At 41.7% G+C, this 17,585-nt stretch carries 18 protein-coding genes; all 18 read left to right on the top strand.

Translation table 11 applies throughout. The features are described from left to right. The first annotated feature begins 1 nt into the window (after nucleotide 1). Entirely contained in the window at nucleotides 2-1,057 is a 1,056-nt protein-coding gene (gene rlmN / locus NQ541_RS09790) for a dual-specificity RNA methyltransferase RlmN (RefSeq protein ID WP_005610679.1), read from the top strand. Then, the gene (locus tag NQ541_RS09785) at nucleotides 1,054-1,794 is read left to right on the top strand and encodes a Stp1/IreP family PP2C-type Ser/Thr phosphatase (RefSeq protein ID WP_005610677.1); all 741 of its coding nucleotides are present in this window, start codon (nucleotides 1,054-1,056) and stop codon (nucleotides 1,792-1,794) included. Before rlmN ends, NQ541_RS09785 begins: the two co-directional genes overlap by 4 nt. Further along, nucleotides 1,791-3,872 (top strand): Stk1 family PASTA domain-containing Ser/Thr kinase, encoded by a 2,082-nt coding sequence (gene pknB, locus NQ541_RS09780; RefSeq protein WP_005610676.1) that lies wholly within the window; start codon nucleotides 1,791-1,793, stop codon nucleotides 3,870-3,872. The genes NQ541_RS09785 and pknB overlap by 4 nt, the downstream gene beginning before the upstream one ends. Before the next feature lie 18 nt (nucleotides 3,873-3,890). Beyond that, nucleotides 3,891-4,769 carry a ribosome small subunit-dependent GTPase A gene (gene rsgA / locus NQ541_RS09775; protein ID WP_005610674.1) on the top strand — a complete coding sequence of 293 codons (879 nt, stop codon included), beginning with the start codon at nucleotides 3,891-3,893 and terminating at the stop codon, nucleotides 4,767-4,769. Nucleotides 4,770-4,771: 2 nt separating this feature from the next. Next, on the top strand, nucleotides 4,772-5,434 hold the full coding sequence (gene rpe / locus NQ541_RS09770; RefSeq protein ID WP_005610673.1) for a ribulose-phosphate 3-epimerase: 663 nt from the start codon (nucleotides 4,772-4,774) through the stop codon (nucleotides 5,432-5,434). After that, entirely contained in the window at nucleotides 5,427-6,080 is a 654-nt protein-coding gene (locus NQ541_RS09765; protein ID WP_005610672.1) for a thiamine diphosphokinase, read from the top strand. The genes rpe and NQ541_RS09765 overlap by 8 nt, the downstream gene beginning before the upstream one ends. 136 nt (nucleotides 6,081-6,216) lie before the next feature. Then, nucleotides 6,217-7,125, top strand: coding sequence for an Abi family protein (locus NQ541_RS09760; protein WP_005610671.1), 909 nt, complete (start codon nucleotides 6,217-6,219; stop codon nucleotides 7,123-7,125). Between the two features lie 368 nt (nucleotides 7,126-7,493). Next, nucleotides 7,494-7,604, top strand: a complete 111-nt coding sequence (locus NQ541_RS13345) for a hypothetical protein (protein ID WP_023921005.1) — start codon at nucleotides 7,494-7,496, stop codon at nucleotides 7,602-7,604. A gap of 165 nt (nucleotides 7,605-7,769) precedes the next feature. Next, entirely contained in the window at nucleotides 7,770-8,054 is a 285-nt protein-coding gene (locus NQ541_RS09755; protein ID WP_023920455.1) for a transposase, read from the top strand. Continuing rightward, nucleotides 8,051-8,965 carry an IS3 family transposase gene (locus NQ541_RS09750; RefSeq protein ID WP_005610668.1) on the top strand — a complete coding sequence of 305 codons (915 nt, stop codon included), beginning with the start codon at nucleotides 8,051-8,053 and terminating at the stop codon, nucleotides 8,963-8,965. Before NQ541_RS09755 ends, NQ541_RS09750 begins: the two co-directional genes overlap by 4 nt. Before the next feature lie 471 nt (nucleotides 8,966-9,436). Further along, the gene (gene ychF / locus NQ541_RS09745) at nucleotides 9,437-10,534 is read left to right on the top strand and encodes a redox-regulated ATPase YchF (protein ID WP_005611158.1); all 1,098 of its coding nucleotides are present in this window, start codon (nucleotides 9,437-9,439) and stop codon (nucleotides 10,532-10,534) included. 80 nt (nucleotides 10,535-10,614) lie between these two features. Further along, a complete protein-coding gene (locus NQ541_RS13235) occupies nucleotides 10,615-10,797 on the top strand; it encodes a hypothetical protein (RefSeq protein ID WP_081442962.1) in 183 nt (60 codons plus the stop codon). 46 nt (nucleotides 10,798-10,843) lie between these two features. Beyond that, nucleotides 10,844-11,800: a prolipoprotein diacylglyceryl transferase gene (gene lgt, locus NQ541_RS09735; protein WP_023921008.1), complete on the top strand. Its 957-nt coding sequence runs from the start codon at nucleotides 10,844-10,846 to the stop codon at nucleotides 11,798-11,800. Between the two features lie 25 nt (nucleotides 11,801-11,825). Further along, the gene (locus tag NQ541_RS09730; protein ID WP_005611163.1) at nucleotides 11,826-11,987 is read left to right on the top strand and encodes a hypothetical protein; all 162 of its coding nucleotides are present in this window, start codon (nucleotides 11,826-11,828) and stop codon (nucleotides 11,985-11,987) included. Then, nucleotides 11,959-14,283: an ATP-binding cassette domain-containing protein gene (locus NQ541_RS09725; RefSeq protein ID WP_044940709.1), complete on the top strand. Its 2,325-nt coding sequence runs from the start codon at nucleotides 11,959-11,961 to the stop codon at nucleotides 14,281-14,283. The genes NQ541_RS09730 and NQ541_RS09725 overlap by 29 nt, the downstream gene beginning before the upstream one ends. Nucleotides 14,284-14,377: 94 nt before the next feature. After that, a complete protein-coding gene (locus NQ541_RS09720; RefSeq protein WP_233417829.1) occupies nucleotides 14,378-16,393 on the top strand; it encodes a protein kinase domain-containing protein in 2,016 nt (671 codons plus the stop codon). Next, a complete protein-coding gene (locus tag NQ541_RS09715; RefSeq protein ID WP_005611169.1) occupies nucleotides 16,390-16,527 on the top strand; it encodes a hypothetical protein in 138 nt (45 codons plus the stop codon). The genes NQ541_RS09720 and NQ541_RS09715 overlap by 4 nt, the downstream gene beginning before the upstream one ends. Before the next feature lie 190 nt (nucleotides 16,528-16,717). After that, nucleotides 16,718-17,575, top strand: a complete 858-nt coding sequence (locus tag NQ541_RS09710) for a hypothetical protein (protein ID WP_147416772.1) — start codon at nucleotides 16,718-16,720, stop codon at nucleotides 17,573-17,575. Nucleotides 17,576-17,585 lie beyond the last annotated feature (10 nt).

Genomic DNA, 17,585 nt, shown 5'->3' with positions numbered 1-17,585 from the left:
TATGAAGAAGGATATCCGGGCTTATGGATACGACAGATTAAAAGAAGAGATGGAGGCACTGGGGGAAAAACCATTCCGTGCAAAGCAGGTTTATGAATGGCTTCATGTAAAGCTGGCAGATGATTTTGATGAGATGACGAATCTGTCAAAAGCGTTACGGGAAAAGCTGAAAGAGGAGTATGTGATCCTTCCGGTGAAAATGCTGGAGCGTCAGATCTCGCAGATTGACGGGACGAATAAATTCTTATTCCAGTTATATGACGGAAATGTAGTCGAAAGTGTCCTGATGCGTTATAAGCATGGTAATTCCGTCTGCATTTCTTCACAGGCAGGCTGCCGGATGGGATGTGCATTCTGTGCTTCTACGATCGGAGGTCTGCAGAGAAACCTGTCTTCTTCGGAGATGCTGGGGCAGATCTATCAGATTCAGAAGATCACGCAGGAAAGAGTATCCAATGTGGTAGTCATGGGAACGGGAGAGCCACTGGATAATTACGAAAATTTCCTGAATTTTGTACATCTGCTTACGGATGAACACGGTTTGAATATCAGTCAGAGAAATGTGACAGTATCTACCTGCGGGATCGTTCCGAAAATCCTGGAACTGGCAAAAGAACATTTACAGATCACGCTTGCATTATCCCTGCATGGTTCTACGCAGGAAAAGAGAAAAAGGCTGATGCCGGTAGCAAATAAATATCATCTCCCGGAAGTGCTGGATGCCTGCGATACCTATTTCCGTGAGACAGGACGCAGAGTGACCTTTGAATACAGTCTGGTACATGGAGTCAATGATACAGAGGAAGATGCAAGGGAACTGACGGCACTTTTAAAGCCGAGAAACTGTCATTTGAATCTGATCCCGGTGAATCCGGTAAGAGAGCGTGATTTTGTACGCCCAAGCCGCAAAAATGCCCTGAATTTCAAAAATAAACTTGAAAAAAGCGGAATAAATGTTACTATAAGAAGGGAAATGGGCTCTGATATTGATGGGGCCTGCGGTCAGCTCAGACGCAGCTATGTAAAGGCGGATGTGGCAGAAGGAGAAGAAGTATGAGGACATTTTCAATAACGGATGTCGGAATGGTACGACAGGTGAATCAGGATTACGTTTTTGAAGGAGGAAGACCACTTGGTATCCTTCGGAATCTGTTTGTGGTGGCAGACGGAATGGGCGGACATCAGGCAGGCGACTATGCTTCCAAGTATACCGTGGAAGTATTGCAGCGTGAGCTGGAGAAAAGCCAGGGCGAAGATATCGAGAGAGTCCTTGTAAATGCTATTAAGACGGCAAACCGGGAGATCATCCGGGAGGCATCGAAGGACGAACATCTCAAGGGGATGGGAACAACGGTCGTAGCAGCTACGATCATGAATCAGATGATGTATTTTGCGAATGTGGGAGACAGTCGTCTCTATCTGATCAATCACGGAATACAGCAGTTGACGAAAGACCATTCACTGGTAGAAGAGATGGTACGTCTGGGCGGTATCAAACCGGAAGAAGCAAAGCATCACCCGGATAAGAATATTATTACCAGGGCGATCGGGGCAAAAGCAGATGTCGATGTAGATTTTTACGAGCATCGTCTGAAAAGGGGAGATATTATACTGATGTGTACAGACGGTCTGAGCAATATGGTGGAAGATGAAGAACTTTTCCATATTGTACAGGGAGCAAGAGACATTGTAGAAGCAGGGCAGAACCTTGTGAATGCTGCCAAAGAGAACGGCGGTACAGATAATATTGGAATCGTTCTGATCGAACCATTTGCAGATGAGGTGAGTATATGATTAAAGAAGGAGTTTTCTTAGGAAAGCGGTACGAGATACTCGGCCGTATCGGTTCCGGAGGTATGGCAGATGTATATAAAGGAAAAGACCATAAGCTGAACCGTTTTGTTGCGATTAAGGTTCTCAAGAGCGATTACCGTTCGGACGAGACATTTATTAAGAAGTTTTTGAGCGAAGCACAGGCGGCTGCAGGACTGATGCATCCGAATGTGGTGAACGTTTATGATGTAGGACAGGATCGTGGCTTATATTATATGGTCATGGAACTGGTTGAAGGAATTACGCTGAAAGATTATATCGAGAAAAAAGGAAAGCTTTCAGCCAAGGAGACCATCAGCATTGCAATTCAGATGGTGACGGGGATTCAGGCGGCACATAACTGTCATATTATTCACAGGGATATCAAGCCTCAGAATATTATTATTTCGAAAGAAGGAAAAGTAAAGGTAACAGATTTCGGTATTGCACGGGCGACTACGTCTACGCAAACGATCAGCACCAGTGTAATGGGATCCGTTCACTATACATCACCGGAGCAGGCAAGAGGCGGAATTGTCGATGAGAAGAGTGATCTTTATTCTGCCGGCATTACCATGTATGAGATGATCACCGGTCATGTTCCGTTTGATGGGGATTCTACTGTGACAGTGGCGTTGAAGCACCTGCAGGAGGAAATCAAGTCTCCGGCGGAAGAAGTACCGGATATCCCGTACAGTCTGGAATGTATCATTATGAAATGTACGCAGAAAAATCCGGCGATGCGATATCAGAGCTGCGATGAGCTGTTACAGGATCTGAAGCACTCGCTGGTTGACCCGGAAGGCGATTTTGTTGTCCTTGGGGGCAGACGGAGAAGTGACCGGACTGTTGTTATGTCACCGGAAGAAGTAGAACGTCTTCAGCGGGAGCGTGGTTATGACGAGGACGATGAGTATGATGAAGACTATGATGATGAAGACGACGAGTATGATGATGACTACGACGATGAAGACGACGAGTATGATGATGACTATGACGATGAAGATGACGAGGATGAACGTGACCGCCGTTCTTCAGGAAGAGGAAAAAAGAAGGATGTAAATCCTGATACAAAGAAGATCATGCGGATTCTGATGATTGTGGCAGGTGTAGTGATCGCACTGCTGATCCTGTTCCTTGTCGGAAATGCAGTCGGAATCTTTAAAGGTTCGGGGAATGCGACCGTCACTCAGTCGGAGAAGGTCAAAGTGCCTGATGTCCGTGGCATGACAGTAGAAGAAGCTACAAAAGAGCTGAAAAAGTATGATCTTGGAATCGATGTAGTAGATAAAAAGCCATCGAATGAATATAAAAAGAATCAGATCATGAGTCAGTCACCGGGGAAAGGGGAGAAGGTGAAGCGGCATAGTACCGTGGAAGTTGTTCTCAGTACCGGTGAGGAGGCAAAGAGTACCAAAGTTCCGTCTGTCATCGGACAAGATGAATCGGATGCAGAGGCCGCCATCAAAGCAGCGAATCTTGTTGTTGTAAAAGGAGATCCGCAGTACAGTGATTCAGTGGAAGAAGGAAAAGTTATTTCAGTAGAACCGGATGAGGGTACAGAAGTGGATGAAGGATCAGAAGTTACGATCGTTGTCAGTCTTGGTTCACAGCCGGCAACTGTTCCGTCCATTGAAGGAAAGAGCCAGTCAGAAGCTGAGTCAGCACTTGCAGCGGCAGGACTTCAGGGAAGTGCCAGTGAAGAATATAGTGATTCTGTAGCAGCGGGAATAGTCATTTCACAGGGAACGGCATCCGGAAAGCAGGTATCAAAAGGAGCAACGGTCAGCTATGTGGTAAGTAAAGGACCAAAGCTGAAAGTGACTACAGTACCGAATATCCTTTCTTCTAATAAGACGACGGCAGAGAAGTTGCTCCAGCAGGCAGGTCTTACAGCCGAATATCTTGGAGAAGACTACAGTGATGATTATCCGAAAGGACAGGTATTTTACCAGTCTGTCAGTGCAGGAACCCAGGTGGAAGAGGGAACTTCCATTCAGTATATGGTAAGTAAAGGACCACAGCCATCGGATCCATCCGGTGAAGACGGTACAGAGTAAAGCAGAGAGCAGTAATATATGCAGGGAAAGATTATAAAAGGAATTGCCGGATTCTACTACGTGAATGTAGTAGAATCCGGTCTTTATGAATGTAAAGCAAAGGGGTCATTCAGGAAGAATGGCATTAAACCACTGGTTGGAGATGAAGTGGAGCTGGAAGTCCTGGATGAAGAAGAAAAAATCGGAAATGTAACGAAAATCCTGCCGAGGAAAAATGAACTGATCCGTCCGGCAGTGGCCAATATAGATCAGGCACTGGTCGTATTTGCGGTAACGGAACCAAAGCCGCACTACAATCTGCTGGATCGATTTCTGGTTATGATGGAGCGGAAAGAGATTCCGGTCATTTTGTGTTTTAATAAGACCGATCTTGCAGAACATCCTGAGATTGCAGAATTGGAGGAAGTTTATGCGTCCTGTGGCTATCCGGTGCTGTTTACCAGTGCAAAGAAAGAAGAAAATATAGAAAAATTAAAGCAGATGCTGAAAGGAAAGACGACTTCCATCGCAGGTCCGTCAGGAGTAGGAAAGTCCTCTCTGATCAATCTGCTCCAGTCAGGCGTACAGATGGAAACCGGAAGTATCAGCAGAAAAATTGCAAGAGGAAAGCATACCACGAGGCATTCCGAACTGATCATGATCAGTCCGGATTCCTATATTATGGATACACCGGGATTCAGTTCCCTTTATGTGAATGATTTTGAAAAAGAAGAACTGAAATATTATTTTCCGGAATTTTCTCCGTATGAAGGAAAATGCAGGTTTAACGGCTGCGACCACATTCATGAACCGGGATGTGCAGTGAAAGAAGCAGTAGAGAGCGGAGCAATCCATAAGATACGCTATGAAGATTATACAGAGATGTATCGTGAATTAAAAGAAAAGAAGAGGTATTAGAAATGAAGAATGTGTTAGCACCATCGATCCTTTCTGCGGATTTTAAAGTCCTCGGAGAGCAGCTTAAAGTGACAGAGGCAGCAGGAGCAGAATATATTCATTTTGATGTAATGGATGGGATTTTTGTACCAAGTATTTCTTTTGGAATGCCGGTACTTTCCTGTATCAAAGGATATACTTCGCAGATACTGGATGCACATCTGATGATCACAGAACCGATCCGCTATGTGGAAGAATTTGCAAAAGCAGGAGCGGATATCATCACGGTTCATTTAGAGGCATGTGAAGATCTGCAGGCGACGATCGACAAGATCCATGCAGCAGGTGTGAAGGCGGGGATTTCGATTAAGCCAAAAACTCCGGTGGAGGCATTTGTTCCGTATCTGGATCAGGCTGATATGTTCCTGGTCATGTCAGTAGAGCCGGGCTTTGGAGGCCAGGCGTTTATTCCGGAATCACTGGATCGTATCAGGGAACTGAGAAAAATGCTGGATGAAAAGGGATTGAAGACAGATATTGAAGTGGATGGCGGTATCTACCATGCAAATGTTGCGGAAGTATTGGATGCAGGAGCAAATATTATGGTTTCCGGTTCAGGCATATTTAAGGGAGACATCAGAAAAAATACAGAAGAATTTATGGAGATATTAAAGAGTCATGAGTAAGAGAACTGTGATCGTGAGCGGAGGAATCCTGGAAAAAGAATTTGTACTTCCGATTCTTCAGTCAGAGGAGACCGAGTTTATTATCGGGGTAGATAAAGGACTTCAGTTTTTATACGAAAATGGGATCAAACCGGATTATATTGTCGGAGATTTCGACAGCGTCCCAAGAGAGATCGTGGAATATTACCGGACAGAGGAAAATGTACCAATTCGGGAGTTTAATCCTGTAAAAGATGCTTCTGATACAGAAATCGCACTCCGGTTATGCCTGGGACTTAGAAGAAAGGAAATTTATATCCTTGGAGGAACAGGAAACCGGATCGATCATCTCTGGGCGAATATCCAGTGCCTGAATATTGCACTGGCAGCAGGTTCAGAGGCAATGATCCTGGACAGTCATAACCGGATCCGGATTTTAGAGCATGGGATCACGCTGACGAGAGCGGAAGCTTTTGGAAAATATTTTTCCGTATTTCCACTGGAACTTCCTGTAGAAGATTTCAGTATCAGCGGAGCAAAATACCCGCTGCAGAATCATCTGCTTTCTGCAGGGGACAGTCTGTGTGTGAGTAATGAATTTGCAGAAGATGAAGTGAAGATTTCTTTTGTATGTGGAAAAGTGATTCTGATGGAGACCAGGGATTAGTCGAGGCGAGGCAACTTTTTACAAAAACAATCTTGACAGTGGCATTGAAAGCTGTATAATAACATTAACAGAACCCACCACGCCTCTGATTTTTCATGCGCAACCCGGTGGGACTTTCTTATTTATGGGGTGTTTTATGTATCAATATCCAAAACAAATATTAACAATAGAACAGCAGGTGCAATCTTATGTGGATGCAGGAATGAAGATTACATCTCAAGAAGATGTAGAGAAGGCATTGAAGTCAATTGGATTTTATCGTTTGAGAGGTTATTCGTTTCAATTATATGATAATGCTGCAAAGAAGTATGTTTCGGGAACAAAGTTTGAAGATATTATAAAATTGTATCAATTTGATCAGGAATTATCTGCTTTGGTTTTTCCAATGATTTCTAAGATTGAGGTTGCTTTGAGAGTGCGATTGGTGGAAGCATTGCTTATACACGGAGAACCACTTGTTTTGCAAGATTCATCGATTTTTAAAGAGAAAAAACGGTATTGGCAGAATATGGCTACTGTAGCATCAGAAATTGCTCGTTCTAATGATGTGTTCATCAAACATAATTTTGACAATCATGATGGAGAAGTACCTGTATGGGCGGCCGTTGAAGTTCTTTCGTTCGGTACATTATCGAAGATAATTAAGAATTTGAAAACAGGTACCGGAAGTTCATATTCTATCTTGGCGTCAAATTATCAGTATAGATCGAAAAAAGGAAATTTGGTAAAACCATCACAGAAAATGCTTGCTTCATGGATACAGGGTGTTTCAGTATTGCGTAATATGTGTGCTCATAATTCCAGAATTTATAATCGTACAATTCATACGACACCGGAAATTCTGGATGCAGATAAAATTACGCCGCCACCAGCACATAATGGCTTGTATCAAATCTTACTGGCGATGAAGTACCTGCGTTCATCCGATGAAGAGTGGACAGTATTTGTAAATGCTTTCGATAAGTTGATTCAAAATAATAGTGATGTGGTCAGTTTCGCAGCAATGAATCTTCCGGCGGATTGGAAAGAACATTTAAGTGTATAAATGCAGTGGAATTGCATAAAATAATAAAGCAGACCTAACCAAGCATTTAGCTCAAATCGGTTAGGCTTTCGGCGAAGTGTTACGATAAGCACTTCGCCATTTTTTAAAAGAATTATGATCAAGCGTGAGTTGTTCGGCAAGTGGCTGGATCAGCAGACGGTTATTTAAACTGCATGAGATGTGGCCATTCCCTTAGCCAAAAAGAACTTCTATTTCGGATTCCGCATCATAGATGGTCATTCCGTCAAAAATGGTAGCTTTCTCAAATTGCTCAAAGCACTCTCGGAAATCTTTTCCATGACAGCGAAAAACATAGTTCTCATCGTCTTGCGAATGAAGAATTTTCTGATTTTGAGGATTGCTTACAAATGGAATGTGCAAAGAGTTATGGGGCGGAATATATTGTTACAAGAAATGTGTCGGATTATTCTACATCAGATATGAAGGCAATTTTACCAAGTGAATACTTAAGACTGTAATAAATAAAGCACCAACGGAAAGAAGCAGATCTTTCTGAAGGTGCTATTTTTAATTTTCAGTCTGAATATAATGGTGCTAGAATATAAATAGTACAAGTCAAAATGAGAAGTTCCAAATATATATAAGCATGGTACAATAGAAACATGCTGAAGGAGGATCTCATTATGGCAAAGCAACATGACAAACAGTTTAAACTTGATGCAGTCCAGTACTACCAGGATCATAAAGAGTTAGGAGTACGTGGATGTGCAGAAAACCTCGGAATCGGATACAGCACATTAACAAAGTGGCTGAAGGATTTCCGGGAATCTGGTGATATCCCTGTTCGCGGATCTGGCAATTATGCATCCGATGAGCAAAAAGAAATCGCCCAGCTCAAACGCGAATTGCGTGATGCCAAAGATGCACTTGATGTATTAAAAAAAGCAATCAACATTCTGGGAAAATGACAGAAGCCATTTATCTCGAGGTGTCTGAGAAGACGGAAGCTGCCAAAAAGGCTGGACGCCGGGTTTCCGTCTCCGGAATGTTGAAACTTCTAGGTGTCTCACGCTCAGGATATCAAGCATGGCTCCACCACATACCTTCCAATACGGAAAAACGTCGTGAAGCTGTAAAATCAAAGATAAAGGATATTTATGAAAACTCCAGGCAGAACTACGGTGCCCCAAAAATCACTGTAGAACTGCGAAAAACCGGTGAAGTTATTTCAGAAAGAACCGTTGGTACATATATGCACCAAATGGGAATCCGTGCTCAATGGAGCAAGCCTTGGACAATTACCACAAAAGATTCTGATTTCAGCACCGAATTACAAAATATCCTTGATGAACAGTTTAATCCTGACCGTCCGAATGCTGTCTGGTGTTCGGATATCACCTATATCTGGACGATAGATGGATTTGTCTATCTGACCAGCATTATGGATTTATTTTCCAGAAAAATCATTGCATGGACACTTTCAGAAACACTGGAGGTATCCTGTGTGATTGATACTATAAATAAAGCTAAAGCCCGCCGAAATATCGATCAGCCACTTATTATTCACTCTGATCGTGGCAGCCAGTACGTTGCAAAAGAATATATAAAAGCAACAGAGCATATGAAACGTAGTTATTCAAAGAAAGCATTTCCATGGGATAATGCATGCATTGAATCCTTTCATTCTATTATCAAGCGTGAATGGCTCAATCGCTTTAAAATCCGCGATCACAAGCAAGCATACCGGTTGATTTTCGAATATCTGGAAGCTTTTTACAACACGAAACGAATTCACAGTCATTGCGACTACATGTCACCGGATGAATTCGAGCGGGTGTATGAAAGAACACATACGGAGGCGGAACTTCTGGCAGGTTAAAATGGGTAGAAATTTCTCATTTTAACTTGTACTAAATCTTGACATAGGACCATAACTCTATATAAATGATGTCGGGGGCAAAAGCCCCCGACTTTGATGCCTACGGATTGCTCCGTGCTACGCACTCCCACAATCCTACCCAATATTCGCATATCGTGGGATTATCATCCCACTTTTATGCTCATATCGGGGCAGGTTCTAAGGTCTTTCACCCACCTATGAGCAAGCTCATGTGGGCTTAGACCTTTTGAACCTGGCATCATATAAATTCATATAAGTTTTTGAAAAATGAAACTGAATATTCACAAAGATAACAGGCTGTGGTATAATACAAGGTACTGTATTGAGGCTTCTGACAGAAGAAGTAGTTGCTATACTAAAACTAAAAAGAATAAGAGAATTTCAGAAATTTCAACAGGATGGGAAGAGAATCCCTTGAAATCAAAGGATTTATAGGAGGAATATAGAAAGATGAAACTTGGTATCGTGGGTTTACCAAATGTAGGAAAAAGTACATTATTTAATTCGCTGACAAAGGCAGGAGCAGAGTCAGCCAATTATCCATTCTGTACGATCGACCCGAACGTGGGAGTTGTAACAGTGCCGGACAAGCGTCTTGATGTGCTGGGAGAGATGTATCATACAAAGAAGATCATCCCTGCAGCCATCGAGTTTGTAGATATCGCAGGTCTTGTAAAAGGTGCATCAAAAGGAGAGGGCCTTGGAAATCAGTTCCTTGCCAATATCCGGGAGGTAGATGCAATCGTTCATGTAGTAAGATGCTTTGAAAATACAAATATCGTCCATGTAGATGGAAGTATTGATCCGCTCCGAGATATTGAGACGATCAATCTGGAACTGATCTTCTCTGATCTCGAAGTTCTTGAGAGAAGAATTGCGAAGACGGTGAAATTGTCAAGAAATGATAAGACAGCAGCCAAAGAACTGGATCTTCTGCAGCGTCTGAAAGCACATCTGGAAGATAATAAGATGGCAAAAAGCTTTACGACAGATGATGAGGACGAGCAGGCATGGCTTGCTGAATATAACCTTCTGACAGCAAAACCGGTTATTTTTGCTGCCAATGTTTCAGAAGATGACCTGGCAGATGACGGAGCATCAAATGAAGGCGTGCAGGCAGTCCGGGAGTATGCAAAAGAAGAGGACTGTGAAGTGTTCGTTGTATGTGCAGAAATCGAGGAAGAGATCTCTCAGTTAGATGAGGATGAGAAGAAAATGTTCCTGGATGATCTCGGACTGGAAGAGTCCGGTCTTGAAAAGCTGATCAAGGCAAGTTATCATCTGCTTGGACTGATCAGTTACCTGACAGCCGGTGAACCGGAAGTACGTGCATGGACGATCAAAAGAGGCACCAAAGCACCTCAGGCAGCAGGAAAGATCCATACAGACTTTGAGCGTGGATTTATCCGTGCGGAAGTTGTAAGCTATGATGATCTGATTGCATGCGGTTCTCATACAGCAGCGAAAGAAAAAGGGCTGATCCGTCTGGAAGGAAAAGACTATGTAGTACAGGACGGCGATATCATGCTGTTCAGATTTAATGTATAAAAATTAGACAGAGAATGTCAGAAGTGGCACCATTTGCAGCAGAAGAAAGAAGAAAGTGCATATGGTGCCTTATTTATTTGATGTCGGGGTCAAAAGCCCCCGACTATGATACCTACGGATTGTTACGCACTACGTGCTCCCACAATTCTACCCAACATTCGCATATAGTGGTGCTTACGCCCCACTTTTATGCTCATATTGGGGCGGGTCACAAGGTCATTCTACCACTCGTGTGCGAGCACACGTGGTGTCAGACCTTTTGACCCTGGTATCTTTATTTTAGTTGGCAGAAAGAAAGGGGATGGAGTTATGCATTATGATATTAGTTTTCCACATTTGGGAATTACGTTAGATCATGTAGGAAAGAGTGTGGACCTTTTTGGAGTTTCTATTGCATACTACGGAATTATTATAGGAATGGCGATTCTGATCGGATTTGCAATCGCTACATCAGAAGCAAAAAGAACCAGGCAGAACCCGGAAGATTATCTCGATATGGGAATTATCGGGGTAATTGCGGGGATTGCCGGAGCAAGAATCTATTATGTGATTTTTTCCTGGGATATGTATAAAGATGATCTGCTGGATATTTTTAACCTCAGAGAAGGCGGTCTTGCAATTTATGGTGGTGTGATCGCAGCGGTTATTTCTGTTTTTGTCCTTGCAAAAGTGAAGCATCTTTCTCCGTTTCAGATCTTTGACACGATTGCAATGGCATTGCTGAACGGACAGATGCTGGGACGCTGGGGAAACTTTTTTAATAGAGAAGCATTTGGTGAGTACACGGATCGCTTATTTGCCATGCGTCTTCCGGTGGATGCAGTCAGATCAGGAGATATTACGGAGAAGATGCGGGAGCATATGGAGCGGATCAATGGAGTGAGCTATATCCAGGTACATCCGACATTTTTATATGAGTCCCTGTGGTGTGCTGTATTGCTGATCATTTTGGTTCTTTACAGAAAGCATAAAAAATATGAGGGAGAGCTTTTCCTATTGTATCTGTTCGGATATGGTCTTGGAAGAGTCTGGATCGAAGGACTCCGCACAGATCAGCTTCTTCTTCCGGAAATTGGATTACCGGTATCTCAGTTACTTGCGGGAGCATTGGTGATCGGAACAGGAATTGCCCTGCTCTATCTTGGCAGGCATCATAAAAACAGTCCGATGCATCGGAGCGTAACGAAGTATGAACCGATGCCGGAAAAGATCAAAGGGAAGAAACCACCGAAGTGGAATGAGCGGTTATTTAAAAATATGAAATAAAATCAAAGGGGGGCGAAAGAAGAAAATGAGAGATTATCTGGAAGGATGGAAGGACGAGAGGGAATGCGAAATACCTCCGATAAGGAAAGCCGGATTTAAGGAAGAAGTACTGATCAGGAGCCAGGTACCATTGAAAAGAACCAGAAAGGAGATGCGAGATGTCAAGAAGAACTTTAACAATTATTGATACAACCAGTGAAATGAGAGAAATTGATCTGGATCGCATCGGAAAAAGAGAACTGTTATTGGGGCGAAATGCCGAACAGTGTGAGGTGGTGCTTGCGGATCCGATCATATCCAAAGTTCAGGGAAAGTTTTTAATGAAAAAAGATTCTGTTGCATATGAAGATCAGGACAGCAGTAATGGAACGTTTGTTGCCAATATGGGAGAAAACCGGCTTTTGAGTAAGAAAGACGGATATGTAGAGCTGTCGGACAAGAGTGTGCTGAGAATTGGAAATATCCATCAGCCGGATCAGATGGTATTGCTGTTGTACAGGGATTCTGAAGAAACCGAAAAGTGGAAAAGGCAGGCGTTTGGATTACAGCCTATATCGATTGGACGAGACGGCAGTAATCAGATCGTACTTCACAGTCCCGGAGTTTCAAAAGTACATTGCACTATTTGCAGACAAAATGGCAAAATGATGTTGTATGACAGAAATAGTGTGAACGGAGTGCTTGTGAATGGCCAGCCGGTCAGAGGAATGACAGCATTACAGGACAAAGATCTAATACAGATTCTGGATTTTCAGATGTTCTATACCAATGGTTATATTTACTATAGAAGTGCAACTTCAGGTATTTCCTTATACGCTAAAAATATCAACAAGATTGTAGGACGCGGGAAGAAAAAGAAGAAAATTTTGAATAACGTAAATTGTGAGATCAGACCCAATGAGTTTGTTGCGATTATTGGAGGATCGGGTGCCGGAAAGACCACTCTGATGAGTGCAATCAGTGGATTTGACAAAGAATTTACCGGAGCAGTTTACTGTAATGGAGTGAACCTGATCGAACAGTTCCATTCACTGAAAAGCATTATAGGATTTGTGCCGCAGCAGGATATTATTTATGAAAATCTGACATTGAAAAGAATGCTTTTATATACTGCGAAATTAAAAATGCCAAAAGATACGCAGAGACAGGAGATGGAGCAGCGGATTCATGCAGTGTTGAAAATGGTGGATTTAGAGGAGCATCAGAATACCTATATCAGAAAACTTTCGGGAGGACAGAAAAAAAGAGCAAGTATTGCTGTTGAATTACTGGCAGATCCCAAATTGTTCTTCCTGGATGAACCAACATCAGGACTCGACCCGGGAACAGAAAAAAATCTGATGATGACGTTGAGCAAATTGTCAAAAGAACAGAATAAGACGATCGTAATGGTAACGCATACGACGCAGAATCTTCATCTCTGCGACAAAATCATCTTTATGGGACCGGGAGGAAGGCTCTGTTTTTGTGGGAATGTTGAAGAAGCAAAGAAATTTTATCAGACAGATGATCTTGTCAATATCTATAATATGATTGCAGAAAACCCGGAACTGTGGCAGAGAAGATTTGAACAGTCACGTGACCGGTCAGAAATTTCCGGACGAAGAGGCAGTATGGATGAAACCCAGTCAAGGGAAATTGCAAAGAAAAATAAGGGTACTTCAGGTTTCAGGCAATTTGGTATTTTAACCGGAAGATATGCAGAACTTCTGTGGAATGATCGGCAAAGACTGGCATTGCTGTTAATTCAGCCATTGCTGATCGCAATTTTACTGAAGATCGTAGCAGATAAAGATATATTTAAAATCTACGAAAGTACAAAGTCGATGTTATTTGCATTGAGCTGTTCAGGAATTTGGATTGGAATGTTCAATTCGATTCAGGAAATATGCAAAGAACGTGTAATTCTGAAAAGAGAATATATGTCGAATTTGAAGCTACCGTGTTATATGATGTCAAAATTTGTACTGCAGGCATTACTAGGACTGATTCAGTCAATTATTTTGACATTAGTATTTTTGAGCCTGGTAGGAAATAGCAAAAAAGGAATTTTCTTCTCTGATTTCCGACCGGAAATGTTATTTACGGTATGGCTGACTGTAATTGCATCGGTTGCCATGGGATTTATTATTTCATCTGTAGTTCAGTCGGGAGACAAAGCGATGGCAGCGGCTCCATTCGTTCTGATCGTGCAGCTTTTATTTAGTGGAATTTTATTTACACTGAAAGGTGCAGGAAAAATCATCTCTTATTGTACGGTCAGCCGCTGGTCAGTGGAGGCACTTGGAAGTATTGCAAGACTGAATAAGCTGGATTTGCGGATGCAGGCAGATTTTCCGATGTTGGAGCATGAAGCAGAAAGCTTTTTCAAAGCAACGGCGGGACATGTATGGACTGCAAGTGGAATCTTGATCCTGATGACAGCGGTGCTGATGGTTGTTGCTACATTGCTGCTTCGTAATGTGGCGAAAGACCGAAGATAATTGTCAAAAGACCGGGGATAGAAAATTTTCATTTATAAAAAGATGTTGGGGGCAAAAGATGCCAACAATGAGAGATGAGTAAAGGAATTGAGAAATGTACAGCAGAAAAGGATATATGGATGAAACCTATGAAATACTGGGCTATCTTGGATCAGGAAGCGGTGGAGTCATCTATAAAGCATATCATAAACGTTTGCAGAAGGAAGTTGTCTTAAAAAAGATCAAAAGGAAAAGCAGAGATGCCAGGATCAACAGAAATGAAGTAGATATTCTAAAAAATCTGAATCATATGTATCTCCCTCAAGTGGTAGATTTTTTTGAGGAAAATGGTGAGATCTATACGGCGATGAGCTTTATTCCAGGAAGATCATTGAAAGAACTTATGGAAGAAAGAAGACAATTTTCCCAAAGACAACTGATCCGTTGGGCGATGCAATTGTGCAGTGCATTGAATTATCTGCATACCCAGACTCCACCGATCATTCATGGAGATATCAAGCCGGCAAATATCATGGTGACTCCGAGGGGAGATGTCTGTCTGATTGATTTTAATGTATCATTTGCTGTGAATGGAAATACAGTTTTAGGGTATACGGAGGGATATGCATCACCGGAACAGTATATTATTGCATTGGATTCAAGAGAAGGGCGGGAGCTGCCGCAGTATCGGGTGATTGATGAAAAAAGTGATATTTATAGTACGGGAGCGACACTTTTTCATCTGATCACAGGGAAAAAAGCAGGAAGAAACCGCACAAAGGCAGAAGAGTATCTGCTTAAAAATTATGTAAGTGAAGCTTTTGCAGCGGTGATCTTAAAAGCAATGGATCCTAAGTCTGAAAAGAGATATAAAAATGCAAGGGAAATGTTTCAGGCTTTACAGAATGTATATAAGAAAGATGCCAGATACAGAAAACTGGTGATCGGTCAGAGAGTGGCAATGCTCGGGCTGGTAGCCGGAATGGGACTGTCGATCATTGCGATCGGATATGGAATCCATACCATGAAACTTGAAAAAGTAAATCGGTATAATGAAATTGTAAAGCAACAGACGGAATATAGAAAATCAGGAGAATACGAAAAAGAGGAAGCACAGTATCAAAAAGCAATTAATCTGCTTCCGGCTAAAGAAGAAAGTTATTATCAGAATGCCTGTGCATTGTATGAACAGAAAGAATATCAGGATTGTATTGATTTTATTGACTATGATATATTTCAGAATGAAAAAGTAGATCTTTCAGATGACCGAATTGCAGATTTGTATTATCTGAAAGCGGAAAGCTGCTTTGAACTGGAAGATTATGGAGAGGCAGTAAAAGCATTTAAGAAAGTATTCCAACATGGTGGACAAAAAAGTGAGTTTTACCGTGATTACGCCATTGCACTTGCTTATAATGATGAACTGGATAAGGCAAAAGAGGTGTTGGATCATGCAGAAGATTATCAAATAGCAGATGATTCGCTTCTTTATGCGAGAGGAGAAATAGAAAAGTCTTCTGGAAATACAGCTAAGGCAGAGGAAGCTTTTAGGGATTGCATTTCAAAAAGTGAAAATGAGGAACTTATCATGCGTTCCTATGTCATGCTGAGTGAACTGGCAAAAGATAGTGGTAATCTGAGTGAGGAACGAAATGTTCTGCAGGAGGCAAAAGAAGTACTTCCTGTATCCAGACAGATGGTGATTCTGGAACGACTGATACAGGTTGATATTGATTTAGCAGATGCAGGAAAGACAAGTTACAGAAATGAAGCGATTGAATTGCTGCAGGAAGTGATCGATCAGGGCTGGGATACGTATGAGACATACAATAATCTTGTCATTCTCAATGAAAAGCAGGGCAATCTAACGGAGGCACAAAATGCGTTAGATACAATGAAAGAACAGTTCGGAGATGATTATAATATTGAAAAGAGAGCAGCATTTCTGGAAATAGACAAACAGGAACAGAAAGCAAATAAGAATCGTGATTACACTGCTTTTGCAGAATATTATGAAAAAGCAGAAAAAATGTATTATGAACAGTTGAAAAATAATGATACAGATGCGGAAATGGATCTGCTTGAGAATGTATATCAGCAGGTAAGAAGTGGAGGGTGGATAGAAGAATGAAAGTGACTGCAGGAATGATGATCCTGATTGCTGGAATTATTGGAGTGATCTTTTTTGGAGTTATGTTGATTGTAACAGCAAAAATATTTAAAAATAAGAAAAGAGAAATGTTAGAGAGATTAGAAAGAGAGTAAAGGAGACGTTATGTCGGGAATAAAAGGAGTAATTAAATATATTTCACAGTTGTTGATTCTATCATCTTTTTCCATTATTTTTTTACCGATTATCTGCTTGAAATGTTATGAGGAAAAAAGTGAGATATCTATTTTTAAGTTCATGCAGTGGAGCATAGGAAAGTCTACAAAATCATTCCTGGATGCTGATATGGAATTTGTAATAGGCAGACAGATGAAAATATATATCGTCTGTGCTTTGATCTGGGTTATGGTTACAGTAATTTTTACAATCATAATTCTTCTTGTGCAGTCACAGTTATCATACTATATTGCGATTGTTGCACAGCTTTTTACAATTTTGAGTGGTGGATTGATCTATCTGATGCTTTGTATGGAAACGAAAGGCCCGATTTTGGAAAAAATTTCCAATACATCCGAAGATTATCTTGGAACAAAAGCACTGTTTCCGGTAAAATCATTACTTATTTGGGGTGGAATACAGTTGCTTGCTTTGATTTTAAATTTTGCCGGAGCATTGCTCAAGGAGAAAAAAAGATCAGGCAGACATCAGGAAATGTATATTGCACCAGAGGAAATGGTGGGTGATCGAAGAAGTGGAATGCAGAGAACCGTAAAAACTCAGGCCACAGAATATGTTCCCCAAAGAAGAAATGAAAATAGAATAAAAAAGGATTGGGGGATGGATCAACAAAGGAGCAGAATGCAGGGACGGAGTACCTTTTCAGGTGCGATCCGTGGCCTGCAGAGAATGTATGAAAAAAAGGTCTATCCAATGAGTATGGGAGAAGCTGTATGGATCTGTTCAGATGGTGTACATATCTTTATGACGAAGGCAGATCAGAGTATAGAACATGAATTGCTTGCAGAGGTGTTTTATGTCGCAGAATATGAAGAATACTGGCTGACACCGGAGAAAAAAAGAATGGTTTTTCTTGAAAGCGGACAACCGTTAGGTGAAAAAAGAGAGTATTATATCCCGCGTGGAACGATCATTCAGGTAAGCTACAGCAATAATATGGAACCAATGAGATTTGAACTTGCATAAAAGAAAGAAG

Origin of the sequence: [Ruminococcus] lactaris ATCC 29176, assembly GCF_025152405.1 — a bacterium.
In the GTDB taxonomy this organism is placed as follows: Bacteria; Bacillota; Clostridia; order Lachnospirales; family Lachnospiraceae; genus Mediterraneibacter; species Mediterraneibacter lactaris.
This window is presented reverse-complemented; position numbering and strand designations above follow the sequence as displayed.